We start from the raw sequence: 18525 nt of genomic DNA on the forward strand, positions 1-18525 counted from the left end.
CCGGGGCGCATCGCATAGCTCCTTAAAACGGGGGTAGTCCCGACCATTGTCCAGTGCCCCGCACGCGCGGCCCGGAACCGGGTCAGGACTCGCTGATCTTCTCCGCCCCGAGGGCGTCCCGGAGCAGCTGTACGGCCTGCTGCTCGCTGCTCTGCCGGGCGGTCTTCTCATCGATCACGTCATCGAGCGGCTCGTCGCCGGGGTCGAAGCCCTCGAACGCCGGGCCGCCGCCCTTCGCCTGGCCGCCGCTGCTCGCTGGGCCGCCGCCGTTGGACCGGCCGGTGTCAGGGCGGGGTGGGCCGTCGTACTCCGGGTCGTAGGGGGCTTCCTCGGTCGGTGAGCCGTCGGACCAGGCGCCGGTCTTGGCCGGTGGGGCCGCGTTGGTGCCGCGACCGGCGCCGGCGGCAGCGGCTCGGGCTGCGGCCAGACCGCTGGACGGGGGTCGTCCGCTGGTCACCGGGGCCGCGGCGGCCGCAGGTGCGCTGTTGCGGAATCTCTCCGCTGCGGCGCCGGGCTGTTCGGCTGGGCGCGCTCGGTCGTCGGTGGTGTTCGGGCCTGGAGCGTCCGAGACGACGCGGTTGCCCGGGGCGGTGTTGCCCGGGACGGTGTTGCCCGGGCCACCGGTGCCTTGGCCGCCGCTCGGACCGCCGCCCGGGCCATTGCCCGGGCCGCCGCTCGAGCCACCGCCGTGTCCACCGCCCGGGCCACCGCTGTGTCCGCCGCCCGGGCCGTTGCCTGGGCCACCGCTCGCGCCACCGCCGTGTCCGCCGCCCGGGCCGTTGCCTGGGCCACCGCTCGGGCCGCCTCCTTGGCCGCCGAAGCCCTGGCCGCCGCCCGGGCCGTCGATTTCGACGCCGATCGGGGCGGTCTGACCGACGCTCGGGTCCGCGAAGGCCGGCCCGCCGGACCGGCCGGCGACCGCGGCACCACCCGGCCGGGCCGTCTCCGGCCACTCCTCGTCCTCGACCGCGGGTGCTGCGACCTGGGTGGCCACCACGGTGGCAAGTCCTCCGGGACGGGCCGGCTCCGGCCACTCGTCGCCGGCGTTGCTCGCGACAGTCGCCGAAGCGCGGGGCGCGGGGTCCCGCTGCCGCGCTGGGGCCCCACCGGTGGCCGGTGCGGTGCGAACCGTCTCCTGGCGAGGCGGACCGTCCTGAGCCTGCGGTGAACGCTGAGCGGGACCGGCCGGACCGCCGCGCGGGCCCAGCGGGGCGGAACCGCCGGAACCCGGCGACGGGCCGCTCTCACCGGCGACGTCACAGCGGATCTGCCAACGGCCGCCGAGTGCCTCATAGAGGGCGTCGGAGATCAGCGTCGGCTCCGCGGCGACCATCTTGGCGTGCGCGGGGAAGCGGAAGGTCAGGACGACGGTCTGGCCCTCGAGGTCGCGCACGGTTGCGCCCTGGGCGAGGGCGGCGATCTTTTTGCTCTTGCGGCTGACCGCCGTCATGATCTCGGGCCAGACCTCGCGGATCGCCGCCGCCGACAGCTGCCCGGGGACCTCGGCCTGCGGGGCATAGCCGGGCTCTTCGGGCGCGTCGGGCATGAGGCCGGCGGGCTCGGGCCGGCGGGCGGCTGGGCCGCCGTTCGGGCTGCCCGAGACAGGACCCGTCGGGGTAGGACCGCCCGAGACAGGGGTTGTCGAGACCGGCGTCCCGGAAGTGGGGACGGCGGAAACCGGAGACGCGCCGGAATCGGCCCGCGCCGAAGTGCTCACAGCGGACCTCCCACCGGCGGAGACCGGCGCGGCCGGAGATCCCGAACGCGGCGTCGACGTGGCCGACCCGGACTCCGTCGCCCATGGCGGCTCAACGTCCGGTTCCGTCTCCCAGGGCGGCCCTGGATCAGGCTCCGGCTCCGTGTCCCAGGGCGGCGCAAGATCAGGCTCACCGGCGACCGTGGAGGCAACTCCAGCAGCAGCGGGCCCACCGGAGACCGGCCCAGCAGCAGCCGGGCGCGCGGACGTCGAGCCACCGGACGCAGGCTCATCGGAGGCCGGCCCAGCGGCGGCCGGCCCAGCGGCGGCCGGCCCAGCCACGGACGGCCCAGCGGCGGCCGGCCCAGCCACGGACGGCCCAGCGGCGGCCGGCCCAGCCACGGACGGCCCAGCGGCGGCCGGCCCAGCGGAAACCGGCGCAGCCGCGCCAGGCACCGCCGAAACCGGCGCAGCGGAGCCCAACCCAGCCGACGAAACCGGCGCAGCGGAGCCCAACCCGGCCGACGAAACCGGCGCAGCGGAGCCCAACCCGGCCGACGAAACCGGCGCGGCGGCTCCAACAGCCAACGCAGCCGACGCAGCCGACGCAGGACCCGGGACGGAACCGGACGGAACGCCCCCTGCGGGCGCCCGCCGACCGGCCGCAGCAGCAGCGGCACGAGCAGCGGAGATACCCCCAGCCGGGGACTGCGCTGCGGTGGTGGGCTCCGGGCGTACCTCATCGGTGGTCAGCGTGAGACGCCGCTCCATCCGCTCCAGACGCTGGAGGAGCGCGTTGTTCGCGTCGTCCGCGCCCGGCAGCAGCATGCGGGCCGTGATCAGCTCGAGGAGCAGCCGCGGCGCGGTTGTGCCGCGCATCTCCACCAGGCCGTTGTGCACGATGTCCGCGCAGCGGGACAGGGTCGCCGGGCCGAGCCGGGTCGCCTGCGCGCCCATCTGCTCGAGCTGGTCGGCCGGGCCGTCGATCAGGCCCTTGCTGACCGCGTCCGGCACCTGTTGCAGCACGATCAGGTCGCGGAAGCGTTCGAGCAGGTCGGACGCGAAGCGCCGGGGATCGTGGCCGGCTTCGGCCACGCGGTCGATGGTCTGGTACGCCGCCGCGCCGTCACCAGCCGCAAGCGCGTCGCACATCTCGTCGATGAGCGCCACATCGGTCACGCCGAGCAGCGAGACCGCCCGCGGGTAGCTCACTCCTTCGGGGCCGGAGCCGGAGATGAGCTGGTCGAGCACCGACAGGGTGTCCCGGGCGCTGCCCCCGCCGGCCCGCACGACCAGCGGCAGCACGGCCGGGTCGACGTGCACGCCCTCGGCCTCGGTGAGCTGCTGCAGGTACGGCCGGAGCACCGCCGGCGGGATCAGCCGGAACGGGTAGTGGTGGGTGCGGGAGCGGATCGTGCCGAGGACCTTTTCCGGCTCCGTGGTCGCGAAGATGAACTTCACGTAGTCCGGCGGCTCCTCGACGAGCTTGAGCAGCGCGTTGAAGCCGGCCGACGAGACCATGTGCGCCTCGTCGATGACGTAGATCTTGTAGCGGCTGCTGGCGGGCGCGAAGAACGCCTTTTCCCGCAGGTCACGGGCGTCGTCGACACCGCCGTGGCTGGCCGCGTCGATCTCGATGACGTCGATCGACCCGGCGCCGTCGTTGGCCAGCGACTTGCACGATGCGCAGACCCCGCACGGCTCGGGGGTCGGGCCCTGCTCGCAGTTGAGCGAGCGGGCGAGGATGCGCGCGCTGGACGTCTTGCCACAGCCGCGCGGTCCGGAGAACAGATAGGCGTGATGCAGCCGGCCGCTGCGCAGCGCCTGCGACAACGGCTCGGTGACGTGCTCCTGCCCGATGACCTCGGCGAAGGTCCGGGGCCGGTACTTGCGGTAGAGGGCGAGTGCCACTCCTGCCACCTCCTGCGACGACCGCGCCATTCTCCGTCGAGGGTGTGACAACAACAAACCCCGGGGAACGAAAGGACCCCCCGTGCACCCGCCAGAGCTCGCTTATCCTTGCTGCCTTCCGGCCCTGGGGAGGTTCACAAGATGACGCCGCACGAGGGGCTGCGGACAGAGTACCTGGCGCGGCGGGGACGCCGTGCGGCCCTCCCGCGCAACGCGGTCCGGGCGGGCCTGTATTCTGTCCGACGGAGGATTCGCCTAGAGGCCTAGGGCGCACGCTTGGAAAGCGTGTTGGGATAAAACCCTCACGAGTTCGAATCTCGTATCCTCCGCCAGCCAGACGTCGAAGGCCGGTCCCGTCGGGACCGGCCTTCCGCCTTGAGCGGTCCCTTTGTCACACCCACGTTGATCTCGGCTGTCACGATGCTCGTACTGCCGGACATGGGACCCACGTGAGCTCCGACATCGACGACGACCCGGCCCGGTTCCGGCGCGTCTACGCGGACAACTTTCCGCTCCTGCTGGCGTACGCCGTGCGGCGGGTCGCCCAGCCGGAGGATGCGGCGGACGTGGTCGCCGAGACCTTCCTGATCGCCTGGCGGCGGCACCGTGAGCTGCCGCCCGGCGACGAGGCCCGGCTGTGGCTGTACGGCGTGGCCCGCCGCGTGCTGGCCAACCACCACCGTGCCGGGGTCCGCCGGGAACGGCTCGGTACGCAGTTGCGGCAGCGCCTGACCACCGTGTTCGCCGCTGATCCGGGCGCCGAGGTGCCGGAGCGGCTGGCCGTGCAGGCTGCTCTGGCCAGGCTGGGTGGGCTCGACCGGGAGGTGCTGATGCTCACCGGGTGGGAGGGGCTGGAGCCGCGGGAGGCGGCCGTCGTTCTCGGGGTGAGTGCGGCCGCTGTGCGTACCCGGCTGTCGCGGGCCCGGGCCCGGTTCCGCGAACTGGCCGGTGACGATCTCGGGCCGCCCGGACATGTGCTCGACGTCCTGACCGCGCCCGTCCCGAAGGAGGCCCGATGACCGACGAGCGGCTCGATCAGAAGCTTCGCGCAGCCGACCCCTTCCGTCCGGAGATCACCGCCCGCCTCCAGGGGGCGGAGCAGCATCTCCTGGAGGAGATCATGTCCGTGCCGACCCTGACGGTCGTCAAGACGTCGCCGACGAGGAAGCGGCTGCTCGTGCCGCTGGCCGCTGCCGCGTCTTTCCTCGGCGTTCTCGCTCTGCTCATCCCCTTCCGCCCGCAACCCGAGCCCCCGCAGGCTCCGCCGGAGCGGACTCCGGTGGCGTGGCAGAAGTTCGCCGAGGACAGCCCGCGCCTGCTGATCGCCCAGGACGGCTGGAAGGTCGTCAACGTCGACGGCTTCGGTGTCGGCGACCGGAGCGGCGCCGTGGGGTTCAAGAAGGGCGGGCTGACCCTGGACATGGACTGGTTCGACGCGAAGTACTACCCGGCCTACCGCGACGACCGGGCGGGGCAGAGCCCGCCCGAGCCGGTGACGGTCGCCGGTTGGCCGGGCTTCACCATCCGGTACGCGGACAGCGACTTCGCGACCATGCTGGAGCCGCGGAACGGTGTGTTCGCCGAGTTGCGCGTCCAGGGCGCGGCGGGCAAGGCGCAGTACGACGAGATCCTGCTGCACGTGAAGCGGGTCGACGTGCCGACCTGGCTGGCCGCGATGCCGCCGGAGATCATCACGCCGGACGAGGTGCGGCAGGCGGCGGCCAGGGCGCTCGCTGACGTGCCGTTGCCACCCGGCTTCGACGTCCGGTCGCTGAACGGCCTCGGCACGAACGACGCGTACCAGTTCAACGCCCGGGTGATCGGCGCGGTCGGCTGCGGCTGGATCGAGGAGTGGAAGCGGGCGAAAGAGGCCGGCGACGACGCGGCCGTGACGAAGGCGCAGGCAGCCCTGAAGGGCAGCCACCGCTGGGCGGTGCTGAAGGAGATGAACCCCGAGGGCTATCCCCGGATGTTCTGGTTCTACACCGATCCGGTGGCCGCCGGTCGCGAGCCGGGAGCTTACAAGCGAGCGTTGTCTTGCTGAAGGTGCGCTGGTCGCCGTCGCTGGCTCTGATCCTGTTGCTGGTCGTCGCGGCCGCCGTCCGTATCGGTCTGCTGGTCCGGGAGTGGCCGGCCAGCAACAGCGACGAGGGCACGATGGGGCTGATGGCGATGCACATCGCCGAGGGCCGCCACTTCCCGAGCTTCATGGACGGCCAGTCGTACATGGGCACAGCGGAGGCCTATCTCGCCGCCGCCGTGTTCCGGGTGTTCGGCCCGTCGCTGGCCGGGTTGCGCGTCCCGATGCTGCTGCTGTTCCTGCTCTTCCTCATCGCCATGTACGTGCTGGCCCGGCGCCTGTACGGCACCGCAGTGGCGTTGGTGTCGGTCGGGCTGCTGGCGCTCGGGTCACGGGAGCTGTACGGCCACGAGCTGGTGGCCCAGGGCGCGATCCCCGAAACACTGCTCGCCGGCACGCTGCTGCTTCTCCTCGGCCACCGGCTGCTGGCCACACCGGACGATCCCGGCCACGCGGCCGCGCAGCGGTGGCGGCTGGCCGGCTGGGGCGCCACCGCCACCCTCGGGCTGTGGAGCACCATGCTGACAGCCCCGTTCGTGCTCACCTCGGCAGTGCTGGTCTGGATGACCATCCGGCGGCGGGCGGCCGCACGGCCGGGCGGGCTGTGGGCGCTCGGCGGTGGTCTGCTCACGGGTGCTGTGCCGTGGCTTCTGCACGACTTCACCCACCCCTGGCGGGACGGCGGGGTGGTCGGCGTGGTGAACATCTACCTGATGGGTGGCACCGGGCTCAACGGCGGACAATCGGCCGGGCTGGCCAGCCAGGTGACCAATACGGTGACGACCAGCCTCGCGTACGTCTCCGGCGGCTCGGCGATCGCCCACCCGTACTCCCGGCCGGCGTGGCCCCTCGGTTTCTCCGGAAGCTGGCGTCCACCGACGGACGACGCCATAGCCACGCTGTGGGGAATCGCCTTGATCGTGCTGTGGGCCGCGGGAGTGGCTACCTGTATCCGCGCACTGCGTCGCCGGCGCCACGCGCCGGAGGAGCGAAGTGCCGAGGTGTACGGCCGGTTGGCGATGCTGGCCGCAGCTGCTCTGACCGTCGCGGCCTTCGCGGCCGGCTCCACACCAGGCGTCGCTCCGGCCAACAACTTCCGCTACATCATCGGTGTCCTCGTCGCCACCCCAGCCGTCACAGCCTCCTTGTGGAGCCTGCGCTCCGTGGCGCCGAGAGTCGGTGGTCCGCTGCGGGCTGCCGTGCTCGGGTTCGCCGCGATCACGCTGGCTCTCGGCACTGTGCAGGCTTACCGGGATTCCGCCCGGGGCCCCGGCGAGGCTGACAGCCGACAGCTGATCGATGCTCTGCGCCGCGCAGGGGTGACCCACATCTACAGCGGCTACTTCGACTGCAACCGGCTGACCTTCATCAGCCGGGAACAGATCGTCTGCGCCGTCCTGTTCCGCGATGCCGCCGGCGGCCTCCGTCCGGGGTTCGACCGCTACCTGCCCTACCGGACCGAAGTGCGGGCCGACCCTCGAGCGGCCTACGTGTTCCGCTCCGGCGACTCCCGCAACACCGCCCTGGGCCGCTCGACCTGCCACTGGCAGAAACGGTGGCACCTGGTTGGTTACGAGATCTGGGAACCTGCAGCCGGCTGCCCCCCAGCAGTGACCCTCCAGTGAATTCGGTGGTCGGATCCGGATGGGCGGGCGAGCATGGTCGCCATGGCGAGGGACCGGGTGTGGTTGCCGCTGCAGGGCGGCCTGCCGCCGGTCGATGCGGTGTCCGGCCCCGTCGTGGAGATCGCCTGCGACGAGTCCGGCTTCTCCGGCAGCAATCTGCTCGACCCCACCACCCCGGTGATCACGCATGCGAGCGTCGACCTGAGCGTCGGCGAGGCGGTCGGATTGATCGCGGCGCTGCGGTCCGGGTTCCGGTATTCGCCGTACGAGTTCAAGTCGGGGCAGTTCCTGCGGAGTCCACGGGCGGGCGAGGCGCTGGAGTGGTTCCTCACCGAGCTGCGCGGCCGGGCGCACGTTCAGCTGGTCGACAAGGAGTTCTTCCTCGTCACGCGGATCGTCGACTTCTTCCTCGGGGAGCCTTCCTACGCGGCCGGCACCCGCCTCACCCAGCAGAATCGGCCGGCGGCTTCCCGCCTGTACCGGGCCGGGCGATCGGCCGGGGACGCGTGGGGCGTCTTTCTCGCTGCGTTCGTCGAGCTGGTACGGCTCAAGCGGAGGCACCGCCCCGACCCGGAGGCCTTCGCCCAGTTCTTCCGGGCGCACGATGAGTTGGGGCCGGACGGACTTGACGGGCTCGACCGGGCGCGGGTGCAAACGGTCCTGGCCCGGCTGTTCGACGACGACCGGTCGATCCCGCCGCCGCTGGAACCGATGCTGCCCGCGCTGACGGAGACCGTGCTGTTCTGGAGCGACGGGCAGCGGCAGGTCCTGGTGATCCACGACGAGCAGAGCGCCCTCACCGCCGGACGGTTGCGGCGGCTGCAACAGTTGCTGGCCGACGAGGCCGGGTTGCCGCCGGGCCGGGTATCGCCGCTGGCCGGACTGGTCACAGTGGACTCCCGCGATGATCCTCGGGTGCAGGTGGCCGACCTGCTCGCCGGGGTGGCGCGGCGGTTGCCGGGGACCGCCGGCGACGGGCACCTTCAGCCGTTCCTCTCACCGACGTCACTACGCGATGGGCAGCCATGAGCCGTGTGGTCGTCCCGGCATTCGGCCGGACAAATGTCAGTGACCGATCGGCTTAATTCGGCTTGCGCTTCCTTTCGGCTCATCACGCCTGAGAGCGATACATGCACCGGGATCGACTGTGCGACGGTCTGGGCAAGCGAAAAGGAATCCGGACGGAAGTGAGATCCCATGTCTTTACGGCGAATTGCTGCCCTGGCCCTGGCACTGTGCGGCGCGGTTTCGGTGACGACGGCGATATCCTCACCGGCGCAGGCCGGCAGCGGAGTTTGTGTGGCCGGCCGGGATGTCGCCTACGCCTGCAACAACGTCTCCGGCAGCGGCGGGCGGGTCGACAAGGTGCAGGCGGTCATGACCCTGCCGATGCGGGCCAACATCTGTGACTACAGCGCCCGGGTGCGGATCTCCGCGTACGGGAACAAGAACTTCCGGTCCTGGTCCAGGTCCGGCGGCCGGAGCTGCTCGTTCGTCCGGGCCTGGCTCGACTTCCCGGTGCACGAGACCTACCCGGTCAACAGCAGCTACGTGTGCCTGACCGCCTACTACAAGGGAGTGCAGCAGGGGCGCGAGATGTGCGTCAAGCTCACCGGGAAGGTGAAGCGGATGCAGTCGATGGTGTGGCGCACGAGCTACAACGGCAAATGCGTCGACGCGGATCTGAACACCATGAACACGAATGGCACCAAGGTCCAGCTGTGGGCCTGCAACAATCAGCTCCAGCAGCGGTGGCACACCTGGTCGGACGGCACCATCCGGTCTCCTTTCCGGGGCCGCTGCCTGGATGCCGATCTCAATACGATCAACGGTAACGGCACGAAGGTTCAGCTCTGGGACTGCAACGGATCCCGGCAGCAGCAATGGATCGTCGAGGGCCGGGACAGCCGGGGCCTGATCATCCGCAGCGCCTACAACGGACGGTGTGTCGACGCCGACCTCAACGCCATCAACCGGAACGGCGCCAAGGTGCAGCTCTGGGACTGCAACAACCAGACGCAGCAGCGGTGGCGCACTCTCTACCTGTGACGCACCGCGCTACGCCGCCGGCCGGACGTTCGCCAGTTCGGCCGGCGGCGCCAGCGACTCCATCGTGCGTACCCCGGGCAGCGGTGACCGCAGCAGCCACCAGGACCCGAGCATCCCGCCCACGGCGGCGATCAGCAGGGTCGGCCGCAGGCCGATGCCGCTGCCCAGCAGGCCACCGACGACCGCGCCCAGCGGCCGGGCCCCGTAGTTGATCGTGCCGAACACCCCGGCCACCCGGCTGCGCATCTCGTCGGCCATCACCGCGGCCTGCACGGAGTTCAGGTTGATGTCCATCATCATCACGCCGAAGCCGGCGATGGCCTCCGCGGCGGCCAGCAGCGTGGCGGCCAGCCACACCGGCCCGCCGGCCAGGGCGATCACCGCGGTCGGGGCCGGGAAGAGGGCCGCGCCGAGCAGCATCATCCGGCCCACCCCGAAGCGCCGGGAGAGCCGGGGAGCGAGCGCCGCCCCGGCGAGGCCGCCGAGAGCGCCCAGCCCCAGCGCCAGGCCGATGACCCCGACCGGCAAGCCGAGCGTACGGGTGGCGAAGAGCACCACCAGCGCCTGCGCGACGTAGCCGAAGAAGTTGACCGTGGTGACACAGCCGAGCCCGGCGCGCAGGTACGGATGGCCGAGCACGTACCGCAGGCCGTCGCGGGCGTCCGCGAGCAGCGACCGGCGTGGTTGGACCGGCACGGGCGCCACCTTGATCCGGCCGATGAGCAGCGCCGAGCCCAGGAACGACACGGCGTCCACCAGCATCGCCACCGGCGCGGTCACTGCCTGGATGAGCAGGCCGCCCAGCGCCGGACCGGCCACGAAGGACGCCGACCGGCTCACGCTGAGCTTGCTGTTCGCCTCGACGTAGCGGCTGCGGTCGACCAGGGCCACGAAGAACGAGGGATACGCGGCGGAGAACATCACCTGCCCGGCCCCGGCCAGCAGTGCGACGGCGAACAGCTGCGCGAGGGTGACGACGCCGAGCCAGTGAGCGACGGGCAGGCTGAGCAGGGCGGCGGCGCGCAGCAGGTCAGCGGCCACCAGCAGGCGCTTGCGGTGCGCCTGGCGGTCCACCCACGAGCCGACGAGCAGCGACAGCAGGTTCGGCGCCCAGACCGCGGCCGTCAGCAGGCCGACCTCGGTGGGCGTGGCGGACAGGGTCAGCACGGCGATCAGCGGCAGGGCGAGCTCGCTGATCCGGTCGCCGAACTGGGAGATCGTCTGCCCGGCCCACAACCGCTCGAAGCGCCTCACGACTCCTCCCCCGGGGCCGGCCGGAGGTCGTCCGCTCCCGGCAGGTAGTGCCGCAGGATCCGCACGATCCGGGCGCCGGCCGGTGCGTCCGCTTCGGCGCGGTGCACGTACGGCGCGATCAGTTCGTCGATGCGGCCGCTGAGCTCCGCCAGCTCCTCGGGGGTGAGCGGCACGCTGGTGTTGGAGATGCCGGCGACCTGCTGCCACTGCGCCGGCAGAGTCGGCCCGACGTCGGCGATCCAGGCGTTGACCTGCTGCTGGGCCGCCATGGCGAGCTGCTCGCCGAGGGCCCGGGCGGCCAGCTGCGACTCGGGGTCGTCGCCCATCGTCACCGAGAAGCCGCGCGCCTTGGCTTTCCACCAGCGCTGCCGGCGGTCGCCCGGCACCTCGTCCGGGTCGGCGTCGGTGACCAGGCCGAAGCCGGCCAGGTGCCGCAGGTGCCAGCTGGTGACCGACGGCGTCGCTCCCACGTGCGGCGACAGCGCGGTCGCGGTCGCGGGTCCGTTGCGCTGGAGATAGGACAAGATCGCCAGCCGTACGGGGTGAGCGAGCGCTCGCATCGCCTGCGGGTCGGTGACCTGCAGATCGCCGAACGGATTCGTGAGAGACATGTTTCGAGAGTAGTCTCTCACATCTCAGGTCGCTACCCCTGGGCCGCCGCGATCGCCTCGTCGACGGTCGGGAAGATGGCGAAGTACCGGCTCAGGCCCACGGTCTCCAGCAGCGAGACGAGGAACCGGTTGGCCCCCGCAAAGCTCAGCCACCCGCCGCGGGCAGCGATCACGTGCTTGGCGGTGATGAACGCGCTGAGCCCCACGGAGTCGCAGAACTTCAGGTCCGCCAGGTCCACGACGATGCGCGGCACCGGCCGTTCCAGGAGTTCGGCCAGCAGCTGGTGGAGCTGGGTGGCGGTGTCGGCGTCGAGTTCGCCCTTCAGGCGCAGCACGGCGACGTCGGAGCGGAGGTCGGTCACGGTGGCCTGCATGGGGCATCACTTTCGTCCTGGTTAAGGGGATTCACAGCGTAGATCCACCCGAACGGCCGATGGCGGACAGTTCGTCCGCTCCTTCACCTTCGCGGCGTCGCGTTGTGCAACCGGATCCCGCTGAACCGCAACGAGCTTGCGGCGACCTCGTCCATGACCGCCCACAGGTTGCTGACCAGCCGCAACTGGATCCCGGCAGCCTCGTGGAGGGCGAGCAGGTCACCGACGGGCTCAGCCGGCCCGAGCGGGTTCACGGCGGTGGTGGCGACCATCGCGTACGGCTCCGGAGAGCCGAAGGGGCGGAACGGTGCCGCGTCGAAGCGGTACGCGTACAGGCGGACTGATTGCAGGGCCGGCAGCCAGCCGTACTCGATGGCATGCACGCGCCGGTCGCAGAGCAAGCGGCGGTCGGCCGCGGTGGTCTCCGGGCCCGTCCAGGCCAGCACCCGGGGGCAGTCGCGCGGGAACCAGTAGGCCGGCGCCTGCTCGGCGTCGACGGCCCACACGTACGGCTCGGGCTGCTGGGCCGTGGCCGCGACGTGCGGCACGAAGCGGGTGATGGCGGGGTCTTCGGAGAAGTGCAGAACCTGACCGGCGAGGGGACGCACCGCTGGTTTCTAACAGAATCGGGCCGGACCCCGCAGGGTCCGGCCCGATCGAGATATGTGGCTGGCCGAGAAGTTCAAGCGTGCGGCACAGCCCGGCTCCTGGCGCTCAGAGCTTGCGCCACTGCCAGCGTGGACCGCGCCACGCGTCGGCCAGGATCAGCGCGGACGCCTTTCCTGGACACTGCTGCACCTTGGATTTGCCCTGGGGGCCACCCATCTGGGCTTCGACCTCCCAGACTTCGCCGTCGGTGCGGACGTAGACATCCCGGCGCGCGAGCCGGTTGTCACCATTCCACCAGTGCTGCTCAACTCTCACCTGACCAACCTTAGGGCAGACATAGACACCTTTGCGCGAGGCCGTCGTGTGAAACTTTTTCGCCGCCAGGGTGGGACGGGTTGTCCGATCCGGTGGATTTCGGCCCTACGCCTTGCGTAGACGCGACATATTAGGGCGGCGCCTTAACTGTTACTCCGGGTAATCTTCGCAGGTAACAACGTCGCTCCGCCAGGGACGAAACGGTACCGACACGCATCCGTCACCTGATCAGCGAATTTGATCATGGCGGGGTGGCGGCGGAAGGGTCCCGAGGCCCGGCGTCGACTCCGGCCAGACAAGGAAAATTTGGCACGGTGCGTGATCGACGACGAATCGCGTGTGGTGTCCGAGACTGCGCGGCCCGAGCCGGCTGCGGTCACCGTCGCGGGCCAGCACCAGAAGATCCACATCGGCGCACGCGGCCACCACTTCACGCTCCGGGCGGCCCCGCCGTACCTCTCGGGCAGCGTCCCGGCCGAGCCGGGCCGCCGCCGCATCCAGCAGCTCGGTCTCGGCCCGGGCCAGCAGAAACTCACCCTCATCGGCCGAGCTGGAACGGCCGAGCAGACCCACCGGGCCACTCAGTGCGGCAGCCGTCGCGACATCCACGACGTGCAGGAGCGTCACGTCACCGGGCAGGGGGCGCACCGCATCGACACACGCCGCCCAGGTGCCCTCCGCGACCCATACCAGGATCCTCACACCCCAGACACTCGCAGACTCACCCACAGTGACGCCACCCCGACGATCAGGCAGGCCGGCACGGTGAGTGCACCCAGCCGCAGAAATTCACCCGTCACGGGCGGGTGACCACTCTTGTGCAGGATCTGGCGCCACAAAAGGGTGGCGAGCGAGCCGGCGTAGGTCAGGTTCGGCCCGATGTTGGCGCCCAGCAGCACGGCCAGCACCAGACCGGGACTGTGCGCGGTGAACGGCAGCAGCATCAGGGTCGCCGGCAGATTGTTGAGCACGTTCGCCAGCAGCGCGGCCAGGAAGGCCATGGCCAGCAGGCCGAGCAGATCGGCGTGGTGCGGCGCGACCCGGTCGACCAGCGCGCCGAAACCGCCCCGGCTCACGCCCAGCACGACCACGCCCAGCGCCAGGACGAAGACGCAGAAGCCGGGATTCGCCTTTCGCACCAGGGTGGGCACGCCCACCCGCAGCCGTACGGCGAGCACCAGCGCACCGGCCAACGCCACCCACGCCGGGTGGACGCCCAGCGGCGACGCCAGCGCGAAGCCGGCCAGAGTCACCCCGAGCACCGCCAGGGCGAAGCGCGGGGCCGGCACCGCCTCGACCGGCGGCCGGTGTGGCGGCGTCGCGAGATCGTCGGCGAAGAAGCGGCGCAGGATCACGTACTCGACCGCGATGACGGCGAGCCAGGGCAGCGCCATCAGCCCGGCGAAACTGAGGAACGACAGGCCGGCCGCGGACATCGCCAGCAGGTTGGTGAGGTTCGACACCGGCAGTAGCAACGAGGCGGAATTGGCCAGGTGGTTGCAGGCGTACACGTGGGGTTTGGGCCGGATGGCCAGCGCCGAAGCGGTGGTGAACACGACCGGCGTCAGCAGCACGACGGTGGCATCGAGGCTGAGCGCGGCGGTGACTGTGGCGGCGATGACGAACACCAGGCCGAGCAGACGCCGCGGCGAACCCCCGCTCCACCGTGCCGCGACCGCACCGGCGAACCGGAAGACCCCGCTCCGGTCGGCCAGGTACGCGAGCAGCAGCACAGCGGCGAGGAAAGCCACGGTGGGACCGAGATCACCCAGCTCGTGGAGCGCATCACGCCACGGCACGAGCCCGGCCACGACGGTGAGCACCGCCGCCGGTACGGCACCGACGGCCTCGGGCAGCCCCCGGGGCCGTACGACAGCAAAACCGAGCACCGCGAGGAGCAGTAGCAGGGAGATCGCGGTGGGCACGAATGGGCACCCTACGGCCAGTCGCGGCGCCGCGCACAGCTCGCGTAGCGTCCCCATCATGCTTCGTCGATGGGGTCAGGCCGGCCTGTTCCTGGCGCTCGGCGCCCTGCTCTGGATCATCAGCGGGTCGGTGTTCTCCTTCGTCGCCTTCGCCCTGCTGGCGGTGTTCGTGTCGCCGCTGGTCTTTCCCCGGTCGATGCCGGCGGCGGAGGCCCAGCGCCGCAGCGCCGCGGACGGTCGCGCCATCGTCTACTGGCGGCCCGGCTGCCCGTTCTGCATGCGCCTGCGCGCGGTGCTGGGCGTCACCTCACGCCGCGCCTACTGGGTGGACATCTGGAAGGACCCGGAGGGCGCGGCGGCGGTCCGCGCGGTGGCCGACGGCAACGAGACCGTCCCGACAGTCATCCTGGCGGGGAGCCCACACGTGAATCCCGACCCGCTGTGGCTGCGGCGCCGGCTGCACGGCGGCTGACGAGCAGGTGCAGGACGACGAGCGGCACGACGCCGACCGGATACCAGGCGACGTCCACCCAGTCGAAACTCGCCCCCAGCACCAGCCGCGCCGCCGGACTCCGCTCGGACAGCGCGGCAGGAACGCCGGTGAGCTGGAAGAACTCCACCGCCCAGCAGAAACCGACGGCGAAGACCCCGGCCCGGACGGGCGGGACCGCCGGCCACAGCAGGAAGACCCCCGCGTAGATCATCGAGGCATAGAGCGCCGTGCCGGAATACTGCTCGAGCCCGCCGTCGCTCACCGACCGGATCCCGAGGGCGACCCCGACAATCACCACGACCGCGGCAAGCGCCGGCAGTCGTCTCCGCACCATCCGCAACTCGTCGCTCAGGTGCCGCGGATCGTGAAGGCCTTGGACACTCCGCCCACCGCATAACCGTCGCCCGGCGCGTACACCCGGTAGGAGTACGTGGCCTTGCCCGGCGGCGTGGCCGCGAGAGTGAAGCGGCCGCTGTCGCGCACCTTGGCGGTGCTGACCTTGCGCCAGGTCTTGTCGGGGTACAACCGCTGCAGCTGCATGACCTTGCCCTTGTGCAACGGGGTGGCGCTGCCGTTGACGTTGACGCTCTGACCGACCGGCGCCGACTTCGCGGCCGGCGTCGCACTGACGGCATAGCGCTGGGTGCGCACGTGCCCGCCGTCCGAGGCGATGACCGTCATCGGGTACGACATCGCCGGCTGATCGACGCCCGGCACCCAGACGCACTGCAACCACTGCCGCTGAGCGGCACTGAGGGTCCGCTGGTACGTGCCGTCCGCGCGGGTCCTCACCGTGGTGATGTTGCCCGGCTCCGCGCAGCCGTTGTCGGAGCTCAGCCGCAGCGACAGATTGGCCCAGGGCTTGCCGGTGGTGGTGTCCCAGGCCCGGACCCGCTGGGTGACCGGCTTGCCGGCCGGAGCCGGCTCCGGCGAGAACGTCATGTCCAGCCCCGGCCGATGCGAACTCTGCACCTGGAGGCTGGGCGTGTCGACCAGTGTCCGCGGATCGGTGTTCAGCACATTGGCATAGGTCTGATCCGCGGCATAGATGCTGATCGGCTGAACTGCCCCGCTCCAGGCCGAGGTGACCGGAAGCGTGCCGGTCCAGATCCCGTCCTTGTCGGTGCCTTCGGTCAGTCTCAGCAGAATCAGGGAATTCCACGAGGCGTTCAATCGGAGCCGGGGCGACGCCAGCTCCTGGCCCGCCACATACTCGATCGGCTGGACGCCGGTCTCGTCGGTCAGCCGCACCCGCACCCCGACCAGCCGGGTCTGGGTGCCCGACACGGTCACCGAGGGAAGCTCCAGCGTGATCGACTCGAGCCGGGGCGGCGCGGTGTCCGCAGCCGGCGCGGCGGATGCCGGCCCGGCGGGGATGAGGGACAGCACAAGAACTGCGGCTGCCGGCGCGACCAAAGACGTTCGCATGATGCGCACTGTACGGACCACGCGTTGCCCTGTCCGACCTGTTGGAAGGGAACCTCCCAGGCCCTTCGATGTCTTTGTCACTGCGGACCGGAAACCGCGGAACAGACGGGACCAACGATGACGGAACGAATCCGCGAACTGCTCGACGAGGCGGTCGCCGGGGTGGGGCCGCGCAGCCCTGATCCCGTACCGGAAGTGCTGCGCCGTGGGCGGGCCCGGCGCCGGCGGCTGGCCGTGGCCGGGGCGGCCGCCGCGGTGGCAGTGGCGGTGTTCGCCACGGGCGGTATCACGGCAACGAATCGTGGTGCGCCGGTCTCACACCCGTCGCCGGCCCCCTCCAACGCCCTTGTCGCCACGGTGAGCGGGGGTTTCGTCCGTACCGGCGGGCTGGCCGTGCCGATCCCGCCCGGCTGGCCGGTGATCCGGGACAAACGGCTCAACTATTGCGAGGTCCCGGCGAACGCGTTCCTGGTGAATGTCGAGATGACAGATGCACCCTGCGACCCGACCTCCAAGGCCTCCGTGCATCGCTGGCGTCCTTACGGCACCCCTGCATCAGTCGCGGAACTGGCCCTGATCAACGAAGTGGTCCTGCCGGGCGGGCAGCCGCTCTGGCTCAGCAGCAACGAACTGGCCAACGTGCGGGCGGCTCCGTCAGCCAACGTGAACGCGCCGTGGGCGGCGGCGAGCGTCTCCATCCGCGGGCAACGGTCGCAGGTCGAGGCACTGCTGCGCGGCATCACCGCCGACCCGGTCGCCCCGGCGCGACTGACGCTGCCCGCGACCTCACCGGCCGTGCAGCTCAGCGTGAGTGCCGAGAAGCAGCTCACCTCGACGGATCCCGCGGTGATCGAGGAGGTCCGGGCCCTGCTGGCGGCCCTGGATCAACCGGTACGGCCGGACGAGCTGCCGTGTCCGGGAGCGAAGAAGGTGACCGGCACCTGGAAACTGGCCGGCGCCGCCATGGCCGCACTGACCTTCACCGACGCGAGAGGCCACCAGGCAACGGCAAAGGTGGCGATCAGCGCCGGAAACACCTGCGCATTCGCCACGTCGTCGCTGGGCGGCCGGGTGCACCTGCCGGCCGGCTTCCTGGGCCGCGTCGAGCAGCTGCTCGGAGGCCGCTGATGAACGCACCCGACGGCTTCGCCGAATTTGTGCACGCCCGGTACGCCGCCCTGGTCCGGCACGGAACGCTGCTGACCGGCGACCACGGGCACGGTGAGGACCTGGTGCAGGAGGCGCTGGTGAAGACCCTGCGGGCGTGGTCCCGGCTGCACCCCGACGGGGACCCGGACGCATACACCCGGCGCGTGATGGTGCGGGCGGCATGGCGGGCGGGCCGGCGGCTGTGGCATCGGGAGGTGCCCACTGACGTGCTGCCGGAGGGGACGGGCGGGGACCCGTACGAGCCGCAGGACACCGCCCGGCTGGTGCTGGGGGCGCTGCGGGCGCTGCCGGCCCAGCAGCGGGTGGTGCTGGTGCTGCGGTACTGGGCCGGCCTGAGCGAACTGGAGATCGCGACGATGCTGAGCTGTTCGACCGGCACGGTGAAAAGCCGGGCGAGCCGGGCGATAGCGGCCCTGCGCCAGGCCGACGGACCGCTGGCCGAGGAGTTCGAGAGGGTCCGCGCCTAGCCCGGAAAGAGAGACGCCCGGTGACTCGCGAGGAGTCACCGGGCGTCTTCTGCTTGCTGGCGGTGGTGAAGGGATTTGAACCCTTGGAGGGCTTGCACCCTCACACGCTTTCGAGGTCTGCCACCCCTCATGCGCACGAGTCCGCTGGCGTCCGTGGGCTGCGGCACAGTCCTCGGTCAGAACACACCCGGATGCCCGCGGACGGCGCTGAACGAGACGACGAATGAGACGACGCGATCCTGGTTTGGGTTGCCATGGTCGCGGAGTTCGCGGTTGCGATCATAGCCCTGCTCGAAATGCTTCTGGTCGGGCGTCGACGCTGCGAACGGATCGGCCGCCAGCGCGTCAAGTCCTCAAGTCATCGCTTGCCGCGAGCGTGTCGGGGTGTTCGGGGCCGAGGATCCGTTCACTGTCGGCGAGGACCTGCTCGAAGATGGTCACGGCGTCATCGGTGCGGCCGGCCTGCCGGTAGGAGGCGGCGAGGTGGGCGCGGACGTTCAGAGTGTCGGGATGTTCGG

Annotated in this window: 19 protein-coding genes, 1 tRNA gene and 1 other RNA gene; 9 read left to right on the plus strand and 12 right to left on the minus strand. The window is 71.1% G+C overall.

Annotation, left to right across the window (positions count from 1 at the left end):
• Positions 1-82 precede the first annotated feature (82 nt).
• Together ACZ6S4_RS40540 and ffs are read right to left on the minus strand one after the other, a co-directional pair.
• Positions 83-3607, minus strand: coding sequence for a DNA polymerase III subunit gamma and tau (locus ACZ6S4_RS40540; protein WP_465479990.1), 3525 nt, complete (start codon positions 3605-3607; stop codon positions 83-85).
• 68 nt (positions 3608-3675) lie between these two features.
• An RNA gene (gene ffs / locus ACZ6S4_RS40545) (signal recognition particle sRNA small type) lies at positions 3676-3771 on the minus strand.
• A gap of 80 nt (positions 3772-3851) precedes the next feature.
• On the opposite strand from ffs, the gene ACZ6S4_RS40550 reads away from it, so the two are divergent.
• The 6 genes from ACZ6S4_RS40550 (at position 3852) to ACZ6S4_RS40575 (ending at position 9361) form a co-directional block, all read left to right on the plus strand.
• Positions 3852-3939 (plus strand) — tRNA-Ser (locus ACZ6S4_RS40550).
• Positions 3940-4056: 117 nt separating this feature from the next.
• On the plus strand, positions 4057-4626 hold the full coding sequence (locus ACZ6S4_RS40555; RefSeq protein WP_465479991.1) for an RNA polymerase sigma factor: 570 nt from the start codon (positions 4057-4059) through the stop codon (positions 4624-4626).
• On the plus strand, positions 4623-5651 hold the full coding sequence (locus ACZ6S4_RS40560; RefSeq protein WP_465479992.1) for a hypothetical protein: 1029 nt from the start codon (positions 4623-4625) through the stop codon (positions 5649-5651). The genes ACZ6S4_RS40555 and ACZ6S4_RS40560 overlap by 4 nt, the downstream gene beginning before the upstream one ends.
• Positions 5652-5653: 2 nt before the next feature.
• Positions 5654-7312: a glycosyltransferase family 39 protein gene (locus ACZ6S4_RS40565; RefSeq protein WP_465480039.1), complete on the plus strand. Its 1659-nt coding sequence runs from the start codon at positions 5654-5656 to the stop codon at positions 7310-7312.
• A gap of 42 nt (positions 7313-7354) precedes the next feature.
• Positions 7355-8341, plus strand: coding sequence for a DUF3800 domain-containing protein (locus ACZ6S4_RS40570; RefSeq protein ID WP_465479993.1), 987 nt, complete (start codon positions 7355-7357; stop codon positions 8339-8341).
• 270 nt (positions 8342-8611) lie between these two features.
• Complete coding sequence (locus ACZ6S4_RS40575) at positions 8612-9361, plus strand: ricin-type beta-trefoil lectin domain protein (RefSeq protein ID WP_465479994.1); 750 nt, start codon at positions 8612-8614, stop codon at positions 9359-9361.
• A 9-nt stretch (positions 9362-9370) separates the two neighbouring features.
• Here ACZ6S4_RS40575 and ACZ6S4_RS40580 read toward each other — a convergent pair whose 3' ends face one another.
• The 7 genes from ACZ6S4_RS40580 to ACZ6S4_RS40610 form a co-directional block, all read right to left on the minus strand.
• Positions 9371-10615 carry an MFS transporter gene (locus ACZ6S4_RS40580; protein ID WP_465479995.1) on the minus strand — a complete coding sequence of 415 codons (1245 nt, stop codon included), beginning with the start codon at positions 10613-10615 and terminating at the stop codon, positions 9371-9373.
• Positions 10612-11226: a helix-turn-helix domain-containing protein gene (locus tag ACZ6S4_RS40585; protein ID WP_465479996.1), complete on the minus strand. Its 615-nt coding sequence runs from the start codon at positions 11224-11226 to the stop codon at positions 10612-10614. The genes ACZ6S4_RS40580 and ACZ6S4_RS40585 overlap by 4 nt, the downstream gene beginning before the upstream one ends.
• A 32-nt stretch (positions 11227-11258) precedes the next feature.
• Positions 11259-11600 carry an STAS domain-containing protein gene (locus ACZ6S4_RS40590; RefSeq protein ID WP_465479997.1) on the minus strand — a complete coding sequence of 114 codons (342 nt, stop codon included), beginning with the start codon at positions 11598-11600 and terminating at the stop codon, positions 11259-11261.
• 83 nt (positions 11601-11683) lie between these two features.
• Positions 11684-12208, minus strand: a complete 525-nt coding sequence (locus ACZ6S4_RS40595) for a DUF6886 family protein (RefSeq protein WP_465479998.1) — start codon at positions 12206-12208, stop codon at positions 11684-11686.
• Positions 12209-12314: 106 nt separating this feature from the next.
• The gene (locus ACZ6S4_RS40600; protein WP_203768881.1) at positions 12315-12524 is read right to left on the minus strand and encodes a hypothetical protein; all 210 of its coding nucleotides are present in this window, start codon (positions 12522-12524) and stop codon (positions 12315-12317) included.
• A gap of 228 nt (positions 12525-12752) precedes the next feature.
• Positions 12753-13226, minus strand: a complete 474-nt coding sequence (locus ACZ6S4_RS40605; RefSeq protein WP_465479999.1) for a universal stress protein — start codon at positions 13224-13226, stop codon at positions 12753-12755.
• A complete protein-coding gene (locus ACZ6S4_RS40610; protein ID WP_465480000.1) occupies positions 13223-14449 on the minus strand; it encodes an ArsB/NhaD family transporter in 1227 nt (408 codons plus the stop codon). Before ACZ6S4_RS40610 ends, ACZ6S4_RS40605 begins: the two co-directional genes overlap by 4 nt.
• Positions 14450-14507: 58 nt before the next feature.
• Here ACZ6S4_RS40610 and ACZ6S4_RS40615 point away from each other — a divergent pair, with 58 nt between their 5' ends.
• Positions 14508-14921 (plus strand): glutaredoxin domain-containing protein, encoded by a 414-nt coding sequence (locus ACZ6S4_RS40615; protein ID WP_465480001.1) that lies wholly within the window; start codon positions 14508-14510, stop codon positions 14919-14921.
• On the opposite strand, the gene ACZ6S4_RS40620 is transcribed toward ACZ6S4_RS40615, so the two are convergent.
• Both ACZ6S4_RS40620 and ACZ6S4_RS40625 read right to left on the minus strand, forming a co-directional pair.
• Positions 14851-15276 carry a ribosomal maturation YjgA family protein gene (locus ACZ6S4_RS40620; RefSeq protein WP_465480002.1) on the minus strand — a complete coding sequence of 142 codons (426 nt, stop codon included), beginning with the start codon at positions 15274-15276 and terminating at the stop codon, positions 14851-14853. The two genes, ACZ6S4_RS40615 and ACZ6S4_RS40620, sit on opposite strands and share 71 nt — an antisense overlap.
• Before the next feature lie 14 nt (positions 15277-15290).
• Entirely contained in the window at positions 15291-16370 is a 1080-nt protein-coding gene (locus tag ACZ6S4_RS40625) for a hypothetical protein (RefSeq protein ID WP_465480003.1), read from the minus strand.
• Between the two features lie 117 nt (positions 16371-16487).
• On the opposite strand from ACZ6S4_RS40625, the gene ACZ6S4_RS40630 reads away from it, so the two are divergent.
• Together ACZ6S4_RS40630 and ACZ6S4_RS40635 are read left to right on the plus strand one after the other, a co-directional pair.
• Positions 16488-17498 (plus strand): hypothetical protein, encoded by a 1011-nt coding sequence (locus ACZ6S4_RS40630; RefSeq protein ID WP_465480004.1) that lies wholly within the window; start codon positions 16488-16490, stop codon positions 17496-17498.
• Positions 17498-18007 (plus strand): SigE family RNA polymerase sigma factor, encoded by a 510-nt coding sequence (locus ACZ6S4_RS40635; protein ID WP_465480005.1) that lies wholly within the window; start codon positions 17498-17500, stop codon positions 18005-18007. The genes ACZ6S4_RS40630 and ACZ6S4_RS40635 overlap by 1 nt, the downstream gene beginning before the upstream one ends.
• Positions 18008-18352: 345 nt before the next feature.
• Here ACZ6S4_RS40635 and ACZ6S4_RS40640 read toward each other — a convergent pair whose 3' ends face one another.
• The gene (locus ACZ6S4_RS40640) at positions 18353-18508 is read right to left on the minus strand and encodes a tetratricopeptide repeat protein (protein ID WP_465480040.1); all 156 of its coding nucleotides are present in this window, start codon (positions 18506-18508) and stop codon (positions 18353-18355) included.
• Between the last annotated feature and the right edge of the window lie 17 nt (positions 18509-18525).

The sequence above is a fragment of the Actinoplanes sp. NPDC051405 genome, assembly GCF_055586185.1.